Here is a 21,888-nt window from a genome sequence, read left to right as displayed (position 1 = left end):
CGGAGAGGGGGAGGGGGAGGGGGAGGGGGAAGGGGGTCAGACGGAGGACGGCCGGTCGCCGGGCGCCTCGGCCCGGTGCTCGTCGAGCACGCCGGTACGGTGCCGCTGCACGAACCAGTAGTAGGCGAAGCCGCCCGCCGCGACGATCCCGATGAACAGGAACGCGCCCCAGCGCAGATACCAGTGCTGCTCACCGGTGGCGTTGTAGACCTCGGCGCGCGGCCAGGCGAGGTTGAGCGACATGGCCGCACCCCACACGACCGCGACGATGTTGACGGGCAGTCCGAAGCGGCCGAGCGAGAAGGCGCCCTCGGCGGGCTTCCAGGTGCCGCGCAGCCGCTGGATCAGCATGGGCACGGTGACCAGCAGATAGGCCAGATAGATCATGATGATCGCGATGCTGGTGATCACCGAGAAGATTTGCGGCTGATTGATGTTGATCACCAGGATGGCGACCCCCACCAGACCGATCACCACGGCCGGGGCGACGGGGGTGCGGAAGCGGGGGCTGACCCGGGCGAGCAGGGAACCCGCCGGCAGATTGTTGTCGCGGGCCATGGCGAACATCAGCCGAATCCCGGCCGCGTGGACGGCGAGCACACAGACCGTGATCGCGACGACGACGCACCAGAGCACGATCTCGCCGACCGTGGAGCCCAGGGTCTCCAGGACCACGTACTGCAGTCCGCCGGTGGTCAGCTCCTCCGACGCCAGATCGGGGACCGCCATCAGCGCGAAGAGCAGAATGAGCCCGCCGATGAGGAAGGAGGCGACCAGGGCGCGCAGGATCGCGCGGGGCGCGTTGCGGCTCGGGTTGTGCGACTCCTCGCCGAGCGAGGACGCGGTGTCGAAGCCGTACATGACATAGGCGGAGGCCAGCGATGCGGTGAGGAACGCGCCGAAGTATCCGATGGAGTGGTCGCCGCCGAGTCCCTGGGTCTCGGTGAGCGTCTCGACGGGACCGCGGGTGATGCTCGCGGCGAGCAGCACGATCAGCGCGACGGCGGCGATCAGTTCGATGAACACGCCCGCCGAGTTGATCCGTGCCATCAGCTTGACGCCGAAGGCGTTCACCAGGGTGGAGAAGAGGATGAGCACCGAGCCGAGGAGCACCGCGTTCGCGGCGGCGTCGGACGTACCGGTGCCGTCGCCGACGAACTGGAACCAGTCGTCGATCTGCGGCAGCGTGATCTGGTAGGCGAGCGCCACGGCGGCCAGGGTCACCATGGTCGCCGTGAGCATCATCCAGCCGCCGAGCCAGCCGGTGTGCGGACCGCCCATGGACTTGGCCCAGTTGTAGACGGACCCGGCGACGGGGTAGCGGGCCGCCAGTTCGCAGAAGCAGAGGGCCACCATCAACTGACCGGCGAAGACCAGGGGCCACGACCACCAGTAGGACGGTCCGCCGAAGGAGACACCGAAGTAGAAGAGCTGGAAGGTGCCGGTGAGGATGGAGATGTAGCTGATGCCGGCGGCGAAGGTGTGGAAGGTGCCCAGCGTGCGCTTCAGTTCGGGGCGGTAGCCCAGCAGACCGAGCGCGTCGTCGTCCCCGGGGGCCTTGGCGCCCCCGGGGGAGGATATCCCTCCGTCCGGCCCGGCGCTGCTCCCCGGCCGCCCCTCGGGGGATGCGGAGGCGCCCCCGGGGCGCTCCCCGGTCACGCGAACCAGCCCTGCGGGCGGGGAGCGAGATTGCGCCAGACGTGCTTCGCTTCCTGGTACTCCGCGAGACCGGAGGGACCCAGCTCGCGCCCGAAACCGGACTGTTTCATCCCACCCCACTCGGCCTGCGGCACATAGGGGTGGAAGTCGTTGATCCACACGGTTCCGGCCCGCAGCCGGGACGCCACCCGCCGGGCCCGTCCCTCGTCCGTCGTCCACACCGCCCCGGCCAGACCGTAGACCGTGTCGTTGGCGAGCGCCACGGCCTCCTCCTCGCTGTGGAAGCGCTCCACCGTGAGCACCGGGCCAAACGATTCCTCACGGACCACCGACATCTGTGCGGTGCACTCGTCCAGCACGGTCGGCAGATAGAAGAAACCGTTCTTCAGTGCCGGGTCCTCCGGCCTCCGGCCACCGCAGCGCAGCACCGCGCCCTCGGCCAGCCCCGCCGCCACATACGCCTCGACCTTCTCCCGGTGCGCGGCGGAGATCAGCGGCCCGGTGCGGGCGGCCGGGTCGAAGGGACCGCCCAGCCGGATGCGCTCCGCCCCCGCGACGACCGCGTCCGTGAACCGCTCGTGCAGTTCGTCCTGGACCAGCAGCCGTGCTCCCGCCGAGCAGACCTGCCCCGAGTGGAGGAAGACCGCGGTGAGCGCGTAGTCCACGGCGGTCTCGAAGTCGGCGTCCGCGAAGACGATATTGGGATTCTTGCCGCCCAGCTCCAGTGCGACCTTCTTCACCGTGGGCGCGGCGGCGGCCATCACCCGCCGTCCGGTCACCAGTCCGCCGGTGAAGGAGACCAGATCGACCCCCGGGTCCTCGCTGAGCGGCGCCCCGGTCCGGGGCCCCGCCCCCAGCACCAGATTGGCCACCCCGTCGGGCAGCCCCGCCTCGGCCAGCAGCCGCATCAGCAGCATCGCGGTGTGCGGGGTCAGTTCACTGGGCTTGAGGACGAAGGTGTTGCCCGCGCCGAGCGCCGGGGCCACCTTCCACGCCGTCTGGAGCAGGGGATAGTTCCAGGGGGTGATCAGGGCGCAGACCCCGACCGGCTCGTACACCACCTGGCTGTCGGCGTCCGCGCCGCCGGTGTCGACGACCCGCCCGCCCCCGCCCGCCGCGGTCAGCGCGCCGAAGTAGCGGAAGCAGGCCGCGATGTCGTCCATGTCGTACTCGCTCTCCACCAGCCGCTTCCCCGTGTCCAGGGACTCGGCCCGGGCGAGCGCCGCCTTGTCGCGCTCCAGGAGGCTCGCGACCCGCAGCAGCAGGGCGCCGCGCTCGGCTGCCGGGGTGCGGGGCCAGGGGCCGTGGTCGAAGGCCTCCCGGGCGGCGGCGACGGCCGCCGCCGCGTCCGCGGGGCCGGCCTCGTCCACGGCCGCCACGAGAGTGCCGTCCGCCGGGCAGCGGATCTCCCGCACTCCTCCGTCGCGGGAGGTGGTCCACTCGCCATTGATGAACAGTTCGGGCATGTAGGTGCGCTCCTGGTGTCGGACGGCCGGCCACGGCGGCGTCTACCCGGGCTACTCACGGGTAATCACATGATGTCGATCTTTCTCTGCTGGTGGTCGCCGAGGCCGTCACCCCCGTTGCCAGCTGTCGAGTTCGCGGACCCGGGCGAGTGCGGACGGCCGCTGGGACGAGGGGAGCACGGAGGCCAGGGCGCGCCACACCGGGAGGTCGTCCTCGCCCCAGGGGCTGTGCGCCCAGTCCATCAGCAGCCCGGGATCGGCCCGCGACAACAGGGCGGCGCGCACCTGGTCCGCGAGTCTGCGGCGCAGCCGGACCACCGCGGGCGCCCGGGAGGCGGGCAGCAGCGGGCCGGCGTACGCGCCGATCGCGCCGGTCAGCGCCCCCGAGGCCAGCCGCCGGGCGACCGCGGTGAAGTCCGTGTCCACCCGGGCGGCGAGCCGATAGGGCCGGGAGCAGAGCAGCCCCGGCCCCAGCAGACCGCGCAGCCGGTGCAGTTCGGCCCGCAGGGTGACCGGGGTGACCGACTCGTCCTCGTACAGCTCGATCAGCAGTTCGTCACCGCCGATGCCCTCCGGGCGGTTGGCCAGCACGACCAGGATCTCGCTGTGCCGGCGGCTCAGCCGGGTCCTGCGCCCGCCCGCCGTCAGCAGTGCCTCGTCCCGGCCGAGCGCGGAGAGCTGCACCTGGTCGGGGCGGGGGGCCGGCGTGAGCAGCGCGAGCTGGGACTCGGCGGCGCGGGCGACGGCTCCCACGAAGGCGAGGCTGTGCGGATGGGCGAGCCGGTCGCCGCCCGTGATGTCCACGGCGCCCAGTACCCGTCCGCTGGCCGGGTCGCGGACCGGGGCGGCGGCGCAGGTCCAGGAGTGCACCGGGCGGCGGAAGTGCTCGGCGGCGAAGACCTGGACGGGTCTGCCGACCGTGAGCGCCGTCCCGGGCGCGTTGGTCCCGGCGACCGACTCGGCCCAGCGGGCCCCCGGGACGAAGTTCATCCGTCCCGCCGCCCGGCGCGCCCCGGGCGGCCCCTCGACCCACAGCAGCCGTCCCTGCGCGTCGCAGACCGCCACCAGATGGTCGCCGTCCCGTGCGTAGCTGCCCGTCAGTTCCCGTACCAGCGGCATCACCGGGGCCAGCGGATGGCTCTCGCGGTGGGCGAGGACGGCGTCGTCGTCCATGTCGATGCCGGGTGTGCCGTCGGGGTTCACCCGGGCCCGGGCGGAGCGCCGCCAGGAGTCGGCCACGACGGAGCGCACGGGAGGTCCGGACCGGCCCTCGGCGAGGTACGCGTCGTACGCCCGGCGCAGCACGGCGAGCCGTTCGACCGGGTCCGCGCCCGGTTCCAGGGCCACCCACGGGTCGTTCACATCGGCCTCCCCGCCCTCCAGCGCGACCGAGGCGGCCGGGGTGCGGCAACGGGCGGTACGGCGGACGGGGCGCTGGGCGTGACATGGGGTACGGGCGCCGCCTCCGTCCCGGCGGAGCGGCTCCGCCGGGACGGAGGCGCGCCCGGGTCAGGCGAAGTTGACGAGACGGATGTAGCGCGTCCAGTCCCAGAGGGGGCCGGGGTCGGTGTGCGTGGCGCCGGGGACCTCGTGGTGACCGATGATGTGGGCTCGGTCCTTGGGGATGCCGTACCGCTCGCAGACCGAGGCGGTGAGGGCCGCCGACCGCTCGTAGAGCGCATGGGTGAAGTAGGCGGGCCGGTCCACCCAGCCCTCGTGCTCGATGCCGACGCTGCGGGTGTTGTGGTCCCAGTTGCCCGCGTGCCATCCGATGTCGCGCTCCCGCACACACTGCGCCACATAGCCGTCGGACGAGCGGACCACATAGTGGGCGGAGACCTTCCTCGCCGGGTTCTGGAAGATCTTCACGGTGTCGGTGAAGGTCTCCTGGGTGACATGGATGACGACGACATCGATCCGGTGGGACGAAGGGCGTCCGGCGGCGGTGTAGTTGGACGCCGACGCGGGCAGCCAGTGGGCGCCCGGGTAGTCGGTGCCCGCCCTGGGGGCGGGCGCCGGCCGGGCGTCGGTGGCCCGGGCGGCGGCAGACGGCAGCAGAAGGCCGGCGGCCGCCGCGGCGGCGGCTCCGCCGATCACTTTTCTCCGGTCCATGGGGCCTCTCTTCCGATGGGGCTGTCGGTGACCCCGCCGGGTGGCGCCGGGGTCACCGAGAGGATCTCCTGTCGGCGGTCGTTCGCCGGGGATGTCCGGTGAGGCGGGTGCGCCGGTGTCGCCGACCCGGTGGCGCTGATGTCGCTGTTCCGGCGCGGGTGTCCTGGTGTGGCGTGATCCGGTGTCGCGAACGGAAGGGGCTGAAGTGACGGAAGGTGCGGAGGGGGCGCAGCGGAGGGAGTGGACCGAGTGGACGGAGACGGCTGACCGGCAGGGTCCCCTTCACCGTACGGCGTCAGGGCGCCATCGGCGGATTTTTCTGGCAACTCGGCGCAGAGCAAGTAGAGCTGTGGTAGGGCGGGTGCCGAGGGCGGAGCCGCCCGGGGACCGGACCCGGGCGGCTCCGGCGGGGCGGGAGCGCGTGGCCCGTGATCAGTCCGTCAGCGACCGCGGCAGCCGCACCTGGACCACATGGGTGTCGACACCGCTGTCGATCAGCCGTCCGTCCGGGCCGAAGGCCCCGGGCCCGTCCGTCATCCCGAAGTCGTTGTCGTTGACGAGCGCGAGAGTGCGCTCGCCGGCCAGGGCGATCCCCTCGATCTTCCCGGGCACCCCGGGGACCGTACCGAAGTCGACGACCAGGGACTTCTTCAGCACCGGCACGCCCGCCGCCGAGGGGTCACCGGTCTGCTCATAGCTGGGCGAGGTCGCCGGGTCGTCCCAGCGGCTGCCCAGAATGCCCGCGCCGCGCGGCAGGGTGACCCGGTGGAGCCGGGACGACTTGTCCGTGCGCTCCTGCACCAGCAGGGTGCGGCGGTCCAGTGCGACGAGCGAGGAGATCTTCAGCTCCGATGTGTCGCTCTCGCCGGGGTCGACCACGTTCACCGGGTCGAACCGGTAGGCGTACTCCGCCGTCACGGCGCCCTCCGCCGGGGAGAAGCGCACCAGCCGCACATTGCGCGACGCCTCGCCCGCGGCCACGTCCGGCACCGACAGCGGACTCTGCACCGCCGCGACCAGATCGCCGCCGGGCAGCACGGCCAGCCCCTCGAAGCCCCGGTTGAGCTTGCGCTGGAGCAGAATCGCCGGCAGCGCCTCGACCACCGGATAGCCGGCCCCTTCCAGCTTCAGCCCCTCGGGCACATAGCGGGCCAGCACCCGCCCGCGGGGGGAGACGTGCACCAGCGAGGGGCCGTACTCGTCGGCGAGCCAGAACGAGCCATCGGGCGCCCGCACCATCCCCTCGGTGTCCAGACCGCTCGGGTTGTACGGGAGCGGGGTCCGCGCGTCGTACGTGTACGGTGCCTCGTCGCGGGACGCCTGGTTGGGCAGGCCGGTGACCGGCGCGCCGGAGGAGGTGGTGAGGGGAATCGCCTTGAGCACCCGCACCCGCTCTCCGGACACCCGGATCTTCACCAGCGCCGGGTCGAACTCCGGCACCGGGAAGGTGCGGCGCTTCGTGCCGTCGACCCTGATCTGCCCATTGGGGCCGCGGTCGGTCACGGTCCAGAACTCGCCCTCGCGGCCGGCCGGGTGGAGATCGCTGCCGACGCCGAGACGGACGCCGCGGTCGTCGGAGACCGAGCCCGGCAGCAGCGCGTTGCTGAACTCGCCCAGGGGGATCTCGTCGAGGACGGCCGAACCCACCAGGCGCGGCCGCTCCTCGGGCTCGCTCCCCGGCGCGGGGGCGACACCGGTGGCCGTGCCGGTCACGGCGATCGCCGTCACCAGGGCGATCGGCAGGGCCGCGGTGAGACGGCGGCGCCGTACGGATGAGGGATGGGTGCGGGGGGACATCGGGCCTCCTTGGTGGGGACAAGGTGGATGGTTCCGGCGGACCGGACGTGCCCGGGGGGAAGGGCTCGGCCGGTCGTCCCATCCGGACGCCGGATGGCGTCGGGATGAAGACTGCCCGACGACCCCGCGCCCCGGGGCGCGTTTCGCCGATTCTGTTGGTGCCCGTGCCACCCCACGGGGTACGGGGGGTGGGGGATGCGCCCTGATACGCCCGGGGCCCGTGGGGTGTCCCACGGGCCCCGGCTCCGCCTCGGCTCTCCGTCAGCCCGCTTCGCCCAGCGCCTCCGCGAGCGCTTCCGCCGGGTCGTGGGCGCCCGGGCCCGCCGGGCACCAGTGGCCCTGCTCCCGGCGGTAGGGCCACCAGCGGCCGTCGCCGCCCAGCCGCAACTGGGTCTCGGCGCCGATGACCGTCCAGCGGCCGGGCCCGGAGGCGCGCAGCCGGGGCCGGGCCGCGCCCTCCCAGGCCGAACCCAGCACGGCCGCCGCCCGGGCCAGCTCCTCCTGGCCGGGCGCCCACACCTCGTCCAGGACGGCGAGCCCCGCCGCGCCGCCCGCGCGCCAGGCCCGTACCGCGCGGTCCAGTCCGGCGCGTCCGCGCCCGGTGCTCTCGGCCAGCCGGCGGGCGATCACCGGCCCGGGCACCGAGGCCGCCAGCCGGACCGCGTCCTCGCCGGCCGTCAGCGCGGGCTCCGGGGGCTGGCGCCCATGGCCGGGCGCGAGCGCCTCCGCCAGCAGCCGATGGGCCCGGGCCGCGGCGTCGGAGGCCAGGAACTCCAGCGCGTCGGGGTCGATCCCGGGCGCGGGCTCGCTCCCGCTGTCCAGCGCGGGCGGCCGGCCCGGCTCGGCGGGTACCGCCGGGGGAGCGGGCAGCGGCGGCAGGATGTCCCGCGCGGCGAAGGCCTCGTCCGCCCGCACCCCGCGGTCCGCCGGTCCGCTCTCCGCCTCGGCGGTGGGGGAGGAGCCGGCCGCCCGCGCGACGCTGCGCAGCTGGAGTTCGTCGAGGAGCCGGCGCTCCCCGCGCCCCCGCAGCAGCAGGAGGACGAAGGGGTCCTGGTCCAGCAGCCGGGCCACCTCGTAGCAGAGGGCCGCGGTGTGCGGACAGAGATCCCAGGCCCCACAGCCGCACTCGGGCTCCAGATCGCCGATGCCCGGCAGGAGTTCGACCCCCGTCGTGGCCGCGTCCTCGACCAGGTGCGGCGGCATCTCGCGGTCCAGCAGCGCCGCGATGTGTTCCGCCCGGTCGACGGCCATGTCGAGGAACCGGTCCCAGGCGGTGTCGGTCAGCTCCGTGAGCAGCACATCGCAGCGGTGTCCGGTGCCGTCCCGGTCCCTGACGACCGCGGTGATCCGGCCGGGGCGCACCGAGACCGCCCCCACCGCGCCGGCCCGCGCACTGCGGCGGCCCCGGGTCAGCTGCTCGCCGTCGAGTGCCGTGTCCTGAAGGGCCTTGAGCCAGGTCTGGCCCCACCAGCTGGCGGCGAAGCCGCGCCCGCGCGCCGGCGGCTGCGCGGGGAAGGTCCGCACCTCCTCCCCCGCACCGCCGTGACCGGACCGGCCGCTCCCGTGGCCGGCGTCGTCCGATTCCTCGTGTTCCTCGTCTTCCCGGTGCTCCCCGTGCTCCCCGTGTTCGTCGTGTTCCTCGTGTTCGTCCAGGTCGTTGAAGTCGTTCATCGTGTTCCGCCGCCCCCTCGCAGCTCCACCAGATCCGCCAGTTCGGTGTCGGTCAACTCGGTCAGCGCGGCCTCGCCGGAACCGAGGACCGCGTCCGCCAGCCGGCTCTTGCGCGCCAGCATGTCCGCGATCCGGTCCTCGATGGTCCCCTCGGCGATGAGCCGGTGGACCTGCACGGGCTGGGTCTGCCCGATGCGGTACGCCCGGTCCGTGGCCTGGGCCTCGACCGCCGGGTTCCACCAGCGGTCGAAGTGGACGACATGCTCGGCCCGGGTCAGATTCAGCCCGGTGCCCGCCGCTTTCAGGGAGAGCAGGAAGACCGGTGCACCGCCGCTCTGGAAGCGGTTCACCATGGCCTCGCGCTCGGCCACCGGCGTACCGCCGTGCAGGAACTGTGTCCGCACGCCCCGGGCGGCGAGATGCCGCTCCAGCAGCCGCGCCATCCGGACGTACTGGGTGAAGACCAGCACGCTCGCGCCCTCGGCGAGGATCGTGTCCAGCAGTTCGTCCAGCAGTTCGACCTTGCCCGAACGGTCTCCCGTCCGGGGCTGTTCCTCCTTCAGATACTGGGCCGGGTGGTTGCAGATCTGCTTGAGCGCCGTGAGGAGCTTCATCACCAGCCCGCGCCGCTCCATGCCGTCCGCGCCGGAGATCGCGGCCAGCGTCTCCCGCACCACCGCTTCGTACAGTCCGGCCTGTTCGGCGGTGAGGGAGACGGCCCGGTCGGTCTCCGTCTTCGGCGGCAGCTCCGGGGCGATGCCCGGGTCGGACTTGCGCCGCCGCAGCAGGAACGGGCCGACCAGCGTGGCCAGCCGCCGGGCCGCCGCGGGATCGTCGCCTCCCTCCACCGCGCTCGCGTAGCGGGTGCGGAAGGTGCCGAGCCGTCCGAGCAGACCGGGTGTCGTCCAGTCGAGGATCGCCCACAGCTCGGACAGATTGTTCTCCACGGGGGTGCCGCTCAGGGCGATCCGTGCCTTCGCGCCGAGGGTGCGCAGTTGGCGGGCGGTCGCCGAGTACGGATTCTTGACGTGCTGTGCCTCATCGGCGACGACCATGCCCCACGCCACACCGGCGAGTCTCCCGGCGTCGAGCCGCATCGTGCCGTATGTCGTCAGAACGAACTCCCCGTCCGCCGGGTTCCCGAGTTCGCGGGAGGGGCCGTGGAACCTGCGGACCGGTGTGCCGGGCGCGAACCGCTCGATCTCCCGCTGCCAGTTGCCCATCAGGGAGGTCGGGCAGACCACCAGGGTGGGCCCGGCGGCCGACGCGTCGGTCTGCCGGTGGAGATGGAGAGCGATGAGGGTGATGGTCTTGCCGAGGCCCATGTCGTCGGCGAGACAGCCGCCGAGCCCCAGGGACGTCATCCGGTGCAGCCAGTTGAGGCCGCGGAGCTGGTAGTCGCGCAGGGTCGCGTCGAGTGCGGAGGGCTGGCCGATCTCCTGAACCCCGCCCTCCGGGTCGGCGAGCCGGTCGCGCAGCCGCGCCACCCAGCCGGACGCCTCGACCTCCACCTGACGGCCGTCGACCTCGGCCGTGCCGGTCAGCACGGCGCTCAGCGCGTCGATCGGCGTCAGCTTCCGGTCCTGGCTCCCCTGGGCGCGCCGGACCTCCCGGGGGTCGACGATCACCCACTGGTCGCGCAGCCGCACCAGCGGCCGGCCGGTCTCGGCGAGCCGGTCGAGCTCCTCGCGGGTCAACGGGCGGTCGCCCAGGGTGAACCGCCAATCGAAGGCGAGCAGGGCGTCGGCCGACAGCACGGAGGGCAGCCCCGACCCGGTCGCCGTCCCGTGGTCGTCGGGCGGGCCGATCACGGCGCGGGCGGTGAGCCGGTGGGCCAGCTCCCGGGGCCAGTGGATCTGGACACCGCACGCCGCGAGCGCCCCGGCCGCCTCCCCGAGCAGCTCGGTGACCTCCTCGTCCGCGAGGTCCAGGGAGTCGGGGACGGCGGCGTGCAGCAGCGGGCCGAGCGGGGGCCAGGCCCGGGCGGCCCGGCGGAGGGCCAGCAGCGCGTCCATCCGGGCACGCGGCCCGAACGCGCTTCCCGGGCGGTCCCCGCCGGCCCACACATCGGCGGTGTCCGCGACCACGGCCGGATCGCTGACGCTGTGCATCTGGAGCACGGCGCGGAAGGCCGGCCGGGCACGCTCGTCCCCGCCGTCACCGGGATCGGTGCCGAGGTCGCCGGTGAGGTCGATCCGCAGGGACAGGCGTACGCCCGCGTCATGGCCGGCGGCGATCTCCGCCGCCCACGCCCGGTGCCCGGGCAGTCGCCGCGGTGCCTGCGCGGTGAACGCCGCGTCCCCTGCGGCCGCGGGCGCCGCGGGGGTGCGGGGCAGCCCGTCCGCGACCGCGTCGAGAAACGACCGCAGCAGCCCTTCCGGTTCCGGCAGCAGCGGTACGCCGGACTCCGGGGCGTCCAGGGGAACGGCATGGGCGCTGGGGGGCATGGAGGCGGCGAGGACACGGACCCGCTCCAGGTCCTCGGCGGCCAGCGGGCCCATCCGCCAGGAGTCGTGGTCGGTGGGGGTGAGACCGGGGAGCAGCAGCCCGCGCGCGGCGAGGTGCAGGGCGAGCACGGCGGCCGACCCCCAGAAGACGGCGGACGGGGAGGCGCCCTCGACGGTGCGTGCCCTGGTGAGGACGGGCAGCGCGGCGGAGACGGGCAGCAGCAGCGCGGGCACGGCGCGCGGGCGCGCGTCGTCCTGGACGACCGTCAGCCGGTCCGTGTCCAGGAGCGGGCCCGTGTCCGGGCCGGTACCCCGGTCCGTGGCCGGGCCGCTGTCCGGGTCCGTCGCTCCGCCGGGGTGCCAGAAGGCGACCCGGCCGGTGCGGGCCGGGTCCCCGGGAAGGAACACCACGGAGCGGCGGGCGAGGAGAGCCGGGGAGGGCGGAGGGGGAGCGGAGGGGTCGGGGGAGGCAGGGGAGGGCGTTGCCGCGGGGGGCCGGTGCACAGCGATGACGCATTCCTCAAATTTGACTAGCGCACAAGTGGGAGTCGCTGAGGGTACTCGATCCGGCGCCGGAGCGCTTCTCACCGGAGCTGTGATCCGCCCCACTCTCCCCGGTGCGGGCCCGGGGTGTACCCAGCACCACCCCCGGGGGCGGGGGGCCACCACCCGTGCGCTCCGGGTGGTGGCGTCATGGCCGCGCGTGCCGCCGCTGCCTACGTTTGAGCAGGTCAGGACGAGCGAACGCCAGCACACGCCCAGGACCGGAGAATGCCATGCCCCACCCCACCGCCACCCTCCCGGACGCACCGTCCGGGCCGGCCGCACAGGGCTCCGCCGACGGCCCCTCCCCGGAGCCCTCCCGGCGCCCCGGTTCCGAGTTCGCGCCCCTGCTGCGGACCGTTCGGGAACAGGGGCTGCTGGGCCGCCGCACCGGCTGGTACGCCCGGGGCATCGTTCTCAATCTGCTCGCCCTCACCGCCGTGATCACGGGTACGGTCCTCGCCGGCGGGTCCTGGTGGGTGCTGACGCTCGCCCCTCTGCTGGCCCTGTTCTCCACCCGCACCGCCTTCTTCGCCCATGACGCGGGGCACGCGCAGATCACCACCGACCGCCGCCGGAGCAGGATCATTCAACTGGTCCACGCCAATCTGCTGCTGGGCATGAGCCAGGAGTGGTGGAACGACAAGCACAACCGGCATCACGCCAACCCCAACCACATCGAGAAGGACCCCGATGTCGCGGCCGACATCCTGGTCTTCACCCGAAAGCAGGCCGTGGGCCGCGCCGGATTCCGCCGCTGGCTCACCCGGCACCAGGCCTGGCTCTTCTTCCCGCTGACCACTCTCGAGGGCATCGCGCTCAAGGTGTACGGCTTCCAGTCGGTGTTCCGCCGGCCGGCGGAGGGGGACGCCCGCCTCCCGGCCCGGGGCCGCCTGCTGGAGGGCCTGCTGCTCGTCCTGCACGTCGCCGGTTACGCGGCCCTCCTGCTGGCGGCCATGCCGCTCGGCCGGGCCCTGGTCTTCGCCCTTCTCCACCAGATGCTCCTCGGGCTCCACCTGGGCATGGCCTTCGCGCCCAACCACAAGGGCATGGAGATGCCCGACGAGGAGAGCGGGAAGGGCTGGGGGCATCTGCGCCGACAGGTCCTCACCTCCCGCAATGTCCGTGGCGGCCCGGTCACCGACTGGCTGCTGGGCGGTCTGAACTACCAGATCGAGCACCATCTCTTCCCGAGCATGCCCCGCCCGCACCTCAGGCTGGCTCAGCCGCTGGTACGGGCCCACTGCCGCGCCCTGTCCCTGCCGTACAGCGAGACCGGGCTCATCGACTCCTACCGGCAGGCGCTGGGGCACATGCGCGAGGTCGGGGAGCCGCTGCGCGGCGGAGCACCCGTATGACGGCCCCGCGGGCCCGGCCGGGCGCATAGTGGAACTGTGCGGTACGCCCGCACGTTCCCCCCGCAGGAACGGCGAGAGCCGCACGAGGAGGCGTCGAAATGTCGACACGTACAAAGATTGTCATCGGAGGGGTGGCCATCGGCCTGCTCCTGATGACGGTGATCCCGTTCTGGGCGGCGCTGCTGGTCGTCCTCGGGGTCCCCGCGGTGGCCTATCTGATGCTCGACCCCGGGCAGCGCCGCAGGCTGCGCAGGGTCTCCCGCAAGGAGCTGGGCCGCTGAGCCCGCTCCGGCCGGGCACGGCGGCGGTGGCGGGTGGCGTGAACGGGTGGGGTCCGGCTCCGGGCGGGGCGGCGGGCGGATTCAGCCGTCCGGCCGCCAGTCCTCCCTGGCCAGGGCGTATTCCACCTCTCCGTGTTCGGAGCCGGCGATGACTTCCGGCCAGTCGCCGAAGTAGGAGCGGACAAACCGCAGGCCCGCTTTCTCCATGACCCGGCGCGAACGGGTGTTGACCGCCATCGTGTTCGCGGTGACGCGCTGGACCCCCGGTCCGGTGAAACCCTTGTGGAGGAGAGCCCGCGCGCCCTCGGTGGCATAGCCGCGGCCCCACGCGGCTCTGTTCAGCCGGTATCCGAGTTCGGTCACCGCGGCGCTGTCGTCCCGGAGCGGCCGGAACTCGAACCAGCCCAGAAAATCCCCCGTGGCCCGCTCCTCGGCGGCCCAGAATCCCGGATTGCCGATGCAGGGATAGTGGCGGGTCAGCCGGGGGAGGGAGTCCTCCCGCACCGCCTCCGGAGTGGTCGGACGGCCGCCGTTGAGGAAGCGCATCACCTCCGGATCGCTGTCCAGCCCGACCAGGTGGCCCAGGTCCGCCGAGGTGACCGGGCGGAGGGCGAGACGCTCGGTGGTGAGGAACACATCCATGATCAAATCCTTGTCGAGGGCCCGCCCGTATGCCAGGGGATATTTCCCGGGGAAAGCGTCCGGGATCGCGACTCCCGCCGCAACGGGCCGAAAGGCCCTCTTGAATATGCCGCTCGAATGTACCTGTATCGTCGCTCCATTTGGTGTGCCGGTTGCACCTTGCCGTGCCGTCCCGGGTGCGAAAGGCTTACCGCAACACGGGGAACGTATGAGCGGGGAGGGATCAACCATGGCGTTGGACAAAGGACTTGACTGGCTGCTCGACGATCTGACCAAGCGGATCGAGCACATCAGGCACGCACTGGTGCTCTCCAACGACGGTCTGGTGACGGGGGCGAGTACCGCGCTGGCGCGCGAGGACGCCGAGCATCTCGCCGCGGTCTCCTCGGGGCTGCACTCGCTGGCGCGGGGCTCCGGACGGCACTTCCGCGCGGGCCGGGCCCGCCAGACCATGGTCGAGTTCGACGAGGCGCTGCTCTTCGTCACCGCCGCGGGGGAGGGCAGCTGTCTCTGCGTGCTGAGCGAGGCCGAGGCGGATGTCGGCCAGATCGCCTACGAGATGACGCTGATGGTCAACCGGGTCGGCGAGCATCTGGGGGTCGCGGCCAGGCAGCCCGGTATGGTGCGTCGCTGAGCTGCGAGAACTCCGGCCGGACCGGGCCTGGGTCCCTGTCGTCGCGAGGTTTTCCACAGGCCGGGCGGAGTGTCACCGAGCCGGGCTATGGTCGTCACCGAGAGTATTCACCGCTCACGGGGGAGACATCATGGCAATTGACGACGGACTGACTCCGGCCCGGGCCGCCCGGCTCCTGGAGCTGAAGTCCACCGAGCTGGATCTCGCGCTCCAGCTGGGACACATCGACACGGCACCCGGTTCCGCCGGGGGGCCGCCGCGTGTCCCCCGGCGGGAGGTCGACCGGCTCCGCGATGCCGGAGGTCTGCCGGACGAGCTGCGCGAGCGCCTGCGGACCGTGGGTACGAGGGAGGGAGCGGGGCTGCTCGCCATCAGCCCCGAGCGCTTCACCCGGCTGGCCCGCGCCGGTCATCTCACCCCGGTCACCTTCTCCGTCAACCGCTACCACGCCGTCGTCTGGCTCTACCTCGCCGAGGAGCTCAGGCGCTTCGCCCGGGACCATCCGGCTCTCCTCGGCAGGGCGCCGGCCGGACGGCGCGCGCTGCCGCGCCAGGGGGAGGACCGCCGCCCCCGGGGCTGGCGCGCCCGCAGGCTGGACCTGCTGGTGCGGGCCGCCGCCGGACCGTGGCAGCGGGCCGCCGCCCTCGCGGCCGTGCTCCCTCCCGCGTCGCTGGCCGGGCTGGTGCCGGATTCCGCCGAACGGGCCCATCTGCTCCTGCTGCGCCCCGCGTTCATCCCGGTGCGGGCCCGGTCGGCCGCGGCCCGGCAGGTGGCGGAGCGGCTCCTGGCGGCGGACCGGCCGGAGGAGATCCACCGGTACCGCATGGGCCTGGTGCGAGAGCTGGCGGAGGCCCGGCGGATGTGCCCGGCGTCGGGACCGGCGATGCCGGCGCCCCGGGACGACCCCCGCGCCGCGGGGGCGCCGGGTCCCGGAGTGGTGGAGCGCGCGCACACCGGGTCCGCCCGGCCCGCGCGGGCTGTCGGGCCGGGTCCCGGAGCGGTGGGGAGCGGGGCGGGGCCGGGGAGCGCGGACCCGGGGCCGGCGGGCGTCCGCACCAGGACCGGACGGCGTGTCGCGGTCCGCCGCCCCGCCGGGCGGGGTCTGCTCGGGAGGCTGCGGCTGTGGAGGCCGCGCGGGGCACGGGCTGAGGCGTCGCGGGAAAGACCCTAGGTCGTCTCTTTCGGATCGTGCCGGGCTCGCGAGCCCCGGCACCGGACCCCGCTCACCGATCCGGCCCGATCCGAAAGAAACCCCCTAGGCGGCTTCGTGGGGCATGGACGGGACGGTGGCCCCGCCGCCGTCCTGGACCGCCTGCACCACGGCCTGGTGGAGAACCCGGCTCTCCTCCTCGGACGGGCAGGGCGTGGGGCTGCCCGACAGCGTGAACCAGTCGGACGCCCCGCTGTACTGGACCGCGACGCGCGCCTCACCGTCGGCCCAGGTCGTGTGCACGCTGAGATCCCCGGTGAGCACACCCACCTCATCGGTGAGAACCCCTCCGCGCCCGGTGTACACGCCGGTGGTCGTCCACGATGCCCAGCTCATCCTCCCAGGCTCGCACCGCCGGGCCGAATATGCGAGCGAAGTCCTCCGGACCCCCGGAACAGCCTCTCACCAGGGGTTCCCCGCGCCGCCGCATGAAGCTCCGCTGTGGGACCGCTTAAGAAATCCTCGATGGACGCCGGCGGCCCCACTGGGCAGATTGGTGCCGGTCCACTGATCACCGCTGTCATAGTCTGCGATGAATGGTGCGATTGTTCCGTTCGGTCATTCACTGAGTGATCACCTTCGATGTCATGCCTGGAGCGGCCCCGATGAAGGCACTTGTCAAGCAGCACGCCGAGCCCGGTCTGTGGCTCATGGATGTGCCGGAGCCGCAGACCGGTCCCGGCGATGTGCTGATCAAGGTGCTCCGCACCGGGATCTGCGGCACCGACCTCCACATCCGCTCCTGGGACGCCTGGGCCCGGCAGACGGTCGCCACCCCGCGGGTCCTCGGTCACGAGTTCGTCGGAGAGGTCGCGGCCGTCGGCGCCGATGTGCGGGACATCGCGGTCGGCGACACCGTGAGCGGCGAGGGGCACCTCGTCTGCGGCAAGTGCCGCAACTGTCTCGCCGGGCGCCGCCATCTGTGCCGGAGCACGATCGGTCTCGGCGTCGGGCGTGACGGCGCGTTCGCCGAGTACGTGGCCCTGCCCGCGTCCAATGTGTGGGTGCACCGCACCCGGGTGGACCTGGACATCGCCGCGATCTTCGACCCCTTCGGCAACGCGGTCCACACCGCGCTCACCTTTCCCCTGGTCGGTGAGGATGTGCTGATCACGGGCGCCGGACCGATCGGGATCATGGCCGCGGCGGTCGCCCGGCACGCCGGGGCGCGCAATGTGGTGATCACCGATGTCAGCGAGTCCCGTCTGGAACTGGCCCGCAAGGCCGGTGCCACCCTCGCGCTGAATGTCTCGGACCACGGCATCGACGAGGCGCAGCGGCGGCTGGGGCTCAAGGAGGGCTTCGACATCGGCCTGGAGATGTCCGGCCGGGCCGAGGCCATGCGGGACATGGTCGACAACATGACCCACGGCGGGCGGATCGCCGTGCTGGGCCTCCCCGCCCAGGAGTTCGCGATCGACTGGGCGAAGGTCGTCACCTCGATGATCACGATCAAGGGCATCTACGGGCGGGAGATGTACGAGACCTGGTACGCCATGACGGTGCTGCTGGAGGCCGGGCTCGATCTCACTCCGGTGATCACCGGCAGCTATGGATTCCGGGACTTCGACGCCGCCTTCGACGAGGCCGCCACCGCCCGCAGCGGCAAGATCATCCTCGACTGGACCCGTTGACCCGCTGACCCCTGCCCCGGCCGACCCGGTCTGACGACCGGGCCGTCCAGCGACCGGCCGATCGGCCGGCCCACCGTCCACCGCCCGCCGTCACCCCCGAGGGAGCACTCACCATGTACGCGTCCGTCCGCGACGACCTCCGCACCACCCTGGACGAGATCCGCGCAGCCGGTCTCCACAAGCCCGAGCGCGTCATCACCACACCGCAGAGCGCCACGGTCTCCGTCGCCGCCGGCGGCGAGGTGCTGAACTTCTGCGCCAACAACTACCTCGGGCTCGCCGACCACCCCGAGGTCGTCGGCGCGGCCAAGGAGGCGCTGGACCGCTGGGGCTACGGCATGGCCTCCGTACGGTTCATCTGCGGCACCCAGGACGTGCACAAGGAGCTGGAGGCGCGGCTCTCGGCCTTCCTCGGCCAGGAGGACACCATCCTGTACTCCTCCTGCTTCGACGCCAACGGGGGAGTCTTCGAGACCCTCCTCGGCCCCGAGGACGCGGTCATCTCCGACGCGCTGAACCACGCCTCCATCATCGACGGCATCCGCCTCTCCAAGGCCCGCCGCCACCGGTACGCCAACCGCGATCTCGCCGACCTGGAGCAGCAGCTCAAGGAGACGCAGGACGCCCGGCGGCGGCTGATCGTCACCGACGGTGTCTTCTCCATGGACGGCTATGTCGCCCCGCTCGCCGACATCTGTGATCTCGCCGACCGCTACAACGCCCTGGTCATGGTCGACGACTCCCACGCCGTCGGCTTCGTCGGCCCCGGCGGTCGCGGCACCCCCGAGCTGGCGGGCGTCATGGACCGCGTGGACATCATCACCGGCACCCTCGGGAAGGCCCTCGGCGGCGCGTCGGGCGGGTACGTCGCCGCCCGCGCCGAGATCGTCGCCCTGCTGCGCCAGCGCTCCCGCCCCTACCTCTTCTCCAACTCCCTCGCCCCGGTGATCGCCGCCGCCTCCCTCAAGGTGCTCGATCTGCTGGAGTCGGCCGGGGAGCTGCGGGAGCGGCTGCGCGAGAACACCGCTCTGTTCCGCTCGCTGATGACCGAGGCCGGCTTCGACATCCTCCCCGGCGACCACCCCATCGCCCCCGTCATGATCGGCGACGCGGCCGAGGCGGGCCGGATGGCGGAACTGCTGCTGGAGCGCGGGGTCTATGTCATCGGCTTCTCCTACCCCGTGGTCCCGCTGGGCAAGGCCCGTATCCGGGTCCAGCTCTCCGCCGCGCACTCCCGCGAGGACGTGGAGCGGGCCGTCGCCGCGTTCACCGGGGCACGCGAGGAGCTGAGGGGCTGAGACCGGCGGAGGGCCGGCCGGACCCCGGCTGACAGAATGACCCGGTGATCGACCCCCGGCGGCTGCGCATCCTGCGGGCCGTGGCGGACCACCGTACGGTGACCGCCGCGGCCTCCGCGCTCTATCTCACCCCCTCGGCCGTCTCCCAGCAGCTCAGCGCGCTGGAACAGGAGACCGGCCACACTCTGCTCATCCGCAGCGGCAAGGGGGTCCGGCCGACCGCGGCGGGGGAGATCCTGCTCACCCACACCCATGCCGTGCTGGCCCAGCTGGAGCGGGCGGAGGCCGAGCTGGCCGCCTACGCGGGCGGGGCCGCCGGGGAGGTGACGGTGGCCGCCTTCGCCACCGGCATCGCCGAGGTCGTCGCCCCGGCCATGGGCGTTCTCGCCGCCGGCCATCCCGGCATCCGGATTCGGGTCCGGGACGCCGAGGGGGACGAGAGCCTGCCGCTCGTCCTCGACGGCGAAGCGGATCTCGCGGTCGCGGTCGAGTACCGGGGAGCCCCCGGCGACGACGGGCTGCGGCTCTCCCGCGTACCGCTGTACGCGGAGCCGTTCGACGCCGTCCTGCACCGGGACCACCCCCTGGCGGCGTCCGGGCGGGTCGCGCTCGCCGAGTTGGCCGGCAGCGACTGGATCGGCCCCTACCCGGGCAACCCGTGTCACGACATGGTGCTGCTCGCCTGTGAGCTGGCCGGTTTCCAGCCCCGTCTGGTGCACTCGTCCGACGACTTCCACGCTGTGGTGGCGCTCGCCGTCGCGGGCGCCGGCGTCGCGCTGGTGCCGCGCTCGGCCCTGCGCGGCACGGTGCCCCAGAACGTGGTCGTCCGACCCGTGTCCGGCCCGGCGGCGACCCGGCGGGTGTTCGCCGCCGTGCGCCGGGGCGCCGAGGACCACCCCCTGATCAGCCCGGTGCTCGAAGCGCTGGCCAAGGCGGCGGCCCGCATCCCGGCGGGCTGAAACGGACGCCTCAGCCCGCCGGGGGCACCAGGGCCTCCTTGAGCCCGGTCTCCAGCGGGGTGTTCGTGCCCCGCAGATAGGCCCTCTCGTAGGCACTGTCGCCGACGCCCGCGCGCGCGGCCCGCTCGCACTGCTCACGCACCGCGGCCAGCTCCGGAGTGCCGCGCTGCGGATGCCCGACGGTGCTCCAGAACGCCTGCCCCGTCCCGTACACTTGCCCCGCGCGCTCGCCGTCACCGGCCGCGGCGATGGCCGCCGCCAGCAGATCCAGTCCGAGCGCGATACCGAAGCTGTCCCCGATGCCCCGCTTGCCCTCCAGCATCGCCCGCGCGTGGCCGGCGGCGTCATGGGGTTCCCCCGCGAAGAGCGCGATCAGACTGAGCTGGTAGTCCAGATAGGCACGGGTCCAGGACTCGCCCCGCTCCACACAGCCCCGCCGCAGCGTCAGCGCCCGCTCCCGCGCCTCGGTGAGCCGGCCGAGACCGGTCAGCGCGAAGACCCGCACCAGATGGCAGCGGAGCCCGGCGCCTGAGTCGAAGGGAGCGGCCGACGCCGCCCCGAGCGCCTCGGCCGCGATCCGGTCCGCGTCCAGCGGCCGGCCCGTCAACAGCGCGATCAGCCCGCCGAGATACCCGGCCTCCAGCGTCCCCTCCGGAATGCCGTCCCGGCGCGCCGACCCCGCGCACGCCTCGCTGATCCGCCGGGCCGTCCCGTACTCACCCTGAAGAGTGACCGCGACCCCGAGTGCCCACAGCCCCCGGGTGCGGTCGGGGCCGCCGTGCGGATGGGCGGCCAGGGCCTGTTCCAGATAGTCCCGGGCCTCGTGCAGATGGCCGCAGCAGCTCCAGAAGAATCCCACCAGGCCCATCAGCCGCAGCGCCCGCCCGGGGGACGCGGTCAGTAAATGGTCCAGCGCGGTGCACAGATCGGTGTGGACCTCGCCGATCCTGCGGTACCAGTAGGCCTGTTCCGGCCCGAGCCACCGCTCGTCGGCCCGGTGCGCGAAGCGCAGGAAGTGATCGGCGTGCCGCTCGGCCACCGCGCTCTCCTCGTGCAGCGCGCGCAGCCACATCCGCCCGTACTCCCGGATGGTGTCGAGCATCCGGTAGCGGACGCCGCTGCCGCCCTCCACCTTGACGGCCCGGATCACCGACGCGGCCACCAGCCGGTCGAGCAGGGGGCCGATCGCCCCGGCGCCGAGCGGGCCGCCCGCGCACACCGCGCGCGCGGCCTCCTCCTCGAAGTCGCCGCGGAAGACGGTCAGCCGTGCCCACAGCAGCCGCTCCAGCGGTGCGCACAGCTCATGACTCCACCCGATCGTGGTAAGCATCGTCCGGTGCCGCTCGGGGTGGGCCGGGGCGCCGTCGGTGGCCCTGAGCACATCGAAGCGCGAGGTGAGCCGTTCGGCGATCTCGTCGAGTCCGGTGCGGCCGGCCTGCGCGGCGGCCAGTTCCAGGGCCAGCGGAATGCCCTCCAGCCGGCGGCAGATCCGCACGGCGGCCTCCCCGTCGCCTCCGCCTCCGTCGTCTTCATCGCCCCCATCATCCCCTTTGCCCCCATTAGTCCCGTCTGTTGGGGAACCTCCACCGCCCGGCCGTGAGCCCCGCCCGGCGCCGGACTTGGTTCCGGACGGTCCCGCTCCGGCCGCCGCCACCCGCTGCCGGAACAGCTCCAGCGCGTCCGGTTCGTCCACGGACAGCGGGGCGACCTCGATCAGCCGCTCGCCTGCCATGCCCAGCGGCTGCCTGCTGGTGACCAGTACACGGAGCCCCGGGACGACCGTCAGCAGATCGCCGACCAGCGCCCGGCAGGGGTCGAGGAGGTGTTCGCACGAGTCCAGCACCAGCAGCAGCCGCTTGTCCATCAGCCACTCGCAGAGCGCGTCGACCGGCATCCGAGGGGTGTGGTCGTTGAGCGCGCAGGCGTCCGAGACCGTCGCCGTCAGCAGCCGGTGGCCGTGGAGCGGGGCCAGATCCGCCCAGGCCACCCCGTCGGAGAACGCCCCGGCCGCCCGTCTCGCGGCGCGCAGGGCCAGACGCGACTTGCCCACGCCGCCGCTGCCGACGAGCGTGATCAGCCGGTCGTGCCCCAGCGCCCGGTCCAGCCGGGACAGCTCCCGGCTCCGTCCCACGAAACTGGTGGATTCCTCGGGGAGATTGCCCAACACGGAGTCAGTC

Annotated in this window: 17 protein-coding genes; 7 read left to right on the top strand and 10 right to left on the bottom strand. The window is 73.2% G+C overall.

Annotated features, from left to right (window positions below; genetic code table 11):
* Positions 1–36: 36 nt before the first annotated feature.
* The 7 genes from ABT122_RS02045 to ABT122_RS02015 all read right to left on the bottom strand — a co-directional run bounded on the left by ABT122_RS02045 (position 37) and on the right by ABT122_RS02015 (position 11,656).
* On the bottom strand, positions 37–1,581 hold the full coding sequence (locus ABT122_RS02045; RefSeq protein ID WP_351544037.1) for an APC family permease: 1,545 nt from the start codon (positions 1,579–1,581) through the stop codon (positions 37–39).
* A 74-nt stretch (positions 1,582–1,655) separates the two neighbouring features.
* The gene (locus ABT122_RS02040) at positions 1,656–3,125 is read right to left on the bottom strand and encodes an aldehyde dehydrogenase family protein (protein ID WP_351543869.1); all 1,470 of its coding nucleotides are present in this window, start codon (positions 3,123–3,125) and stop codon (positions 1,656–1,658) included.
* 108 nt (positions 3,126–3,233) lie between these two features.
* Positions 3,234–4,487, bottom strand: coding sequence for a GAF domain-containing protein (locus ABT122_RS02035; protein ID WP_351543866.1), 1,254 nt, complete (start codon positions 4,485–4,487; stop codon positions 3,234–3,236).
* Positions 4,488–4,634: 147 nt separating this feature from the next.
* A complete protein-coding gene (locus ABT122_RS02030) occupies positions 4,635–5,237 on the bottom strand; it encodes an N-acetylmuramoyl-L-alanine amidase (protein WP_351543863.1) in 603 nt (200 codons plus the stop codon).
* Between the two features lie 432 nt (positions 5,238–5,669).
* Positions 5,670–7,034: an esterase-like activity of phytase family protein gene (locus tag ABT122_RS02025; RefSeq protein WP_351543860.1), complete on the bottom strand. Its 1,365-nt coding sequence runs from the start codon at positions 7,032–7,034 to the stop codon at positions 5,670–5,672.
* A 261-nt stretch (positions 7,035–7,295) separates the two neighbouring features.
* Positions 7,296–8,705 carry an SWIM zinc finger family protein gene (locus ABT122_RS02020; RefSeq protein ID WP_351543857.1) on the bottom strand — a complete coding sequence of 470 codons (1,410 nt, stop codon included), beginning with the start codon at positions 8,703–8,705 and terminating at the stop codon, positions 7,296–7,298.
* Positions 8,702–11,656, bottom strand: coding sequence for an SCO1167/SCO6262 family helicase (locus ABT122_RS02015; RefSeq protein ID WP_502976079.1), 2,955 nt, complete (start codon positions 11,654–11,656; stop codon positions 8,702–8,704). Before ABT122_RS02015 ends, ABT122_RS02020 begins: the two co-directional genes overlap by 4 nt.
* 272 nt (positions 11,657–11,928) lie before the next feature.
* Between ABT122_RS02015 and ABT122_RS02010 the strand changes: the two genes are divergently transcribed.
* Together ABT122_RS02010 and ABT122_RS02005 are read left to right on the top strand one after the other, a co-directional pair.
* Positions 11,929–13,053, top strand: a complete 1,125-nt coding sequence (locus ABT122_RS02010; protein ID WP_351543851.1) for an acyl-CoA desaturase — start codon at positions 11,929–11,931, stop codon at positions 13,051–13,053.
* A gap of 98 nt (positions 13,054–13,151) precedes the next feature.
* A complete protein-coding gene (locus tag ABT122_RS02005) occupies positions 13,152–13,334 on the top strand; it encodes a tail-anchor membrane protein (protein ID WP_351543848.1) in 183 nt (60 codons plus the stop codon).
* A gap of 81 nt (positions 13,335–13,415) precedes the next feature.
* Here the strand turns inward: ABT122_RS02005 and ABT122_RS02000 are convergent, their stop codons facing one another.
* On the bottom strand, positions 13,416–13,976 hold the full coding sequence (locus ABT122_RS02000; protein WP_351543845.1) for a GNAT family N-acetyltransferase: 561 nt from the start codon (positions 13,974–13,976) through the stop codon (positions 13,416–13,418).
* A 229-nt stretch (positions 13,977–14,205) separates the two neighbouring features.
* On the opposite strand from ABT122_RS02000, the gene ABT122_RS01995 reads away from it, so the two are divergent.
* On the top strand, positions 14,206–14,610 hold the full coding sequence (locus ABT122_RS01995) for a roadblock/LC7 domain-containing protein (protein ID WP_351543842.1): 405 nt from the start codon (positions 14,206–14,208) through the stop codon (positions 14,608–14,610).
* Between the two features lie 130 nt (positions 14,611–14,740).
* Positions 14,741–15,781 carry a DUF6397 family protein gene (locus ABT122_RS01990; RefSeq protein WP_351543840.1) on the top strand — a complete coding sequence of 347 codons (1,041 nt, stop codon included), beginning with the start codon at positions 14,741–14,743 and terminating at the stop codon, positions 15,779–15,781.
* 84 nt (positions 15,782–15,865) lie between these two features.
* Here the strand turns inward: ABT122_RS01990 and ABT122_RS01985 are convergent, their stop codons facing one another.
* The gene (locus ABT122_RS01985; RefSeq protein ID WP_351543838.1) at positions 15,866–16,156 is read right to left on the bottom strand and encodes a hypothetical protein; all 291 of its coding nucleotides are present in this window, start codon (positions 16,154–16,156) and stop codon (positions 15,866–15,868) included.
* Positions 16,157–16,425: 269 nt separating this feature from the next.
* On the opposite strand from ABT122_RS01985, the gene tdh reads away from it, so the two are divergent.
* From tdh to ABT122_RS01970, 3 genes are all read left to right on the top strand, one after another.
* Complete coding sequence (gene tdh / locus ABT122_RS01980; RefSeq protein ID WP_351543835.1) at positions 16,426–17,454, top strand: L-threonine 3-dehydrogenase; 1,029 nt, start codon at positions 16,426–16,428, stop codon at positions 17,452–17,454.
* Between the two features lie 113 nt (positions 17,455–17,567).
* Positions 17,568–18,752: a glycine C-acetyltransferase gene (locus ABT122_RS01975; RefSeq protein ID WP_351543833.1), complete on the top strand. Its 1,185-nt coding sequence runs from the start codon at positions 17,568–17,570 to the stop codon at positions 18,750–18,752.
* A 44-nt stretch (positions 18,753–18,796) separates the two neighbouring features.
* Complete coding sequence (locus tag ABT122_RS01970; protein ID WP_351543831.1) at positions 18,797–19,711, top strand: LysR family transcriptional regulator; 915 nt, start codon at positions 18,797–18,799, stop codon at positions 19,709–19,711.
* A 10-nt stretch (positions 19,712–19,721) separates the two neighbouring features.
* Here the strand turns inward: ABT122_RS01970 and ABT122_RS01965 are convergent, their stop codons facing one another.
* Positions 19,722–21,878 (bottom strand): ATP-binding protein, encoded by a 2,157-nt coding sequence (locus tag ABT122_RS01965; protein WP_351543828.1) that lies wholly within the window; start codon positions 21,876–21,878, stop codon positions 19,722–19,724.
* Between the last annotated feature and the right edge of the window lie 10 nt (positions 21,879–21,888).

Origin of the sequence: Streptomyces sp. NPDC001985 (assembly GCF_040296845.1) — a bacterium.
Classification (GTDB): Bacteria; Actinomycetota; Actinomycetes; order Streptomycetales; family Streptomycetaceae; genus Streptomyces.
This window is presented reverse-complemented; position numbering and strand designations above follow the sequence as displayed.

Bases quoted from the DNA above. Each gene is read 5' to 3' on its own strand.
- ABT122_RS02040 (WP_351543869.1), bottom strand. From the start codon at position 3,125: ATGCCCGAACTGTTCATCAATGGCGAGTGGACCACCTCCCGCGACGGA.
- ABT122_RS02030 (WP_351543863.1), bottom strand. From the start codon at position 5,237: ATGGACCGGAGAAAAGTGATCGGCGGAGCCGCCGCCGCGGCGGCCGCC.
- ABT122_RS02025 (WP_351543860.1), bottom strand. From the start codon at position 7,034: ATGTCCCCCCGCACCCATCCCTCATCCGTACGGCGCCGCCGTCTCACC.
- ABT122_RS02020 (WP_351543857.1), bottom strand. From the start codon at position 8,705: ATGAACGACTTCAACGACCTGGACGAACACGAGGAACACGACGAACAC.
- ABT122_RS02010 (WP_351543851.1), top strand. From the start codon at position 11,929: ATGCCCCACCCCACCGCCACCCTCCCGGACGCACCGTCCGGGCCGGCC.
- ABT122_RS02005 (WP_351543848.1), top strand. From the start codon at position 13,152: ATGTCGACACGTACAAAGATTGTCATCGGAGGGGTGGCCATCGGCCTG.
- ABT122_RS02000 (WP_351543845.1), bottom strand. From the start codon at position 13,976: ATGGATGTGTTCCTCACCACCGAGCGTCTCGCCCTCCGCCCGGTCACC.
- ABT122_RS01995 (WP_351543842.1), top strand. From the start codon at position 14,206: ATGGCGTTGGACAAAGGACTTGACTGGCTGCTCGACGATCTGACCAAG.
- ABT122_RS01990 (WP_351543840.1), top strand. From the start codon at position 14,741: ATGGCAATTGACGACGGACTGACTCCGGCCCGGGCCGCCCGGCTCCTG.
- ABT122_RS01985 (WP_351543838.1), bottom strand. From the start codon at position 16,156: ATGAGCTGGGCATCGTGGACGACCACCGGCGTGTACACCGGGCGCGGA.
- tdh (WP_351543835.1), top strand. From the start codon at position 16,426: ATGAAGGCACTTGTCAAGCAGCACGCCGAGCCCGGTCTGTGGCTCATG.
- ABT122_RS01975 (WP_351543833.1), top strand. From the start codon at position 17,568: ATGTACGCGTCCGTCCGCGACGACCTCCGCACCACCCTGGACGAGATC.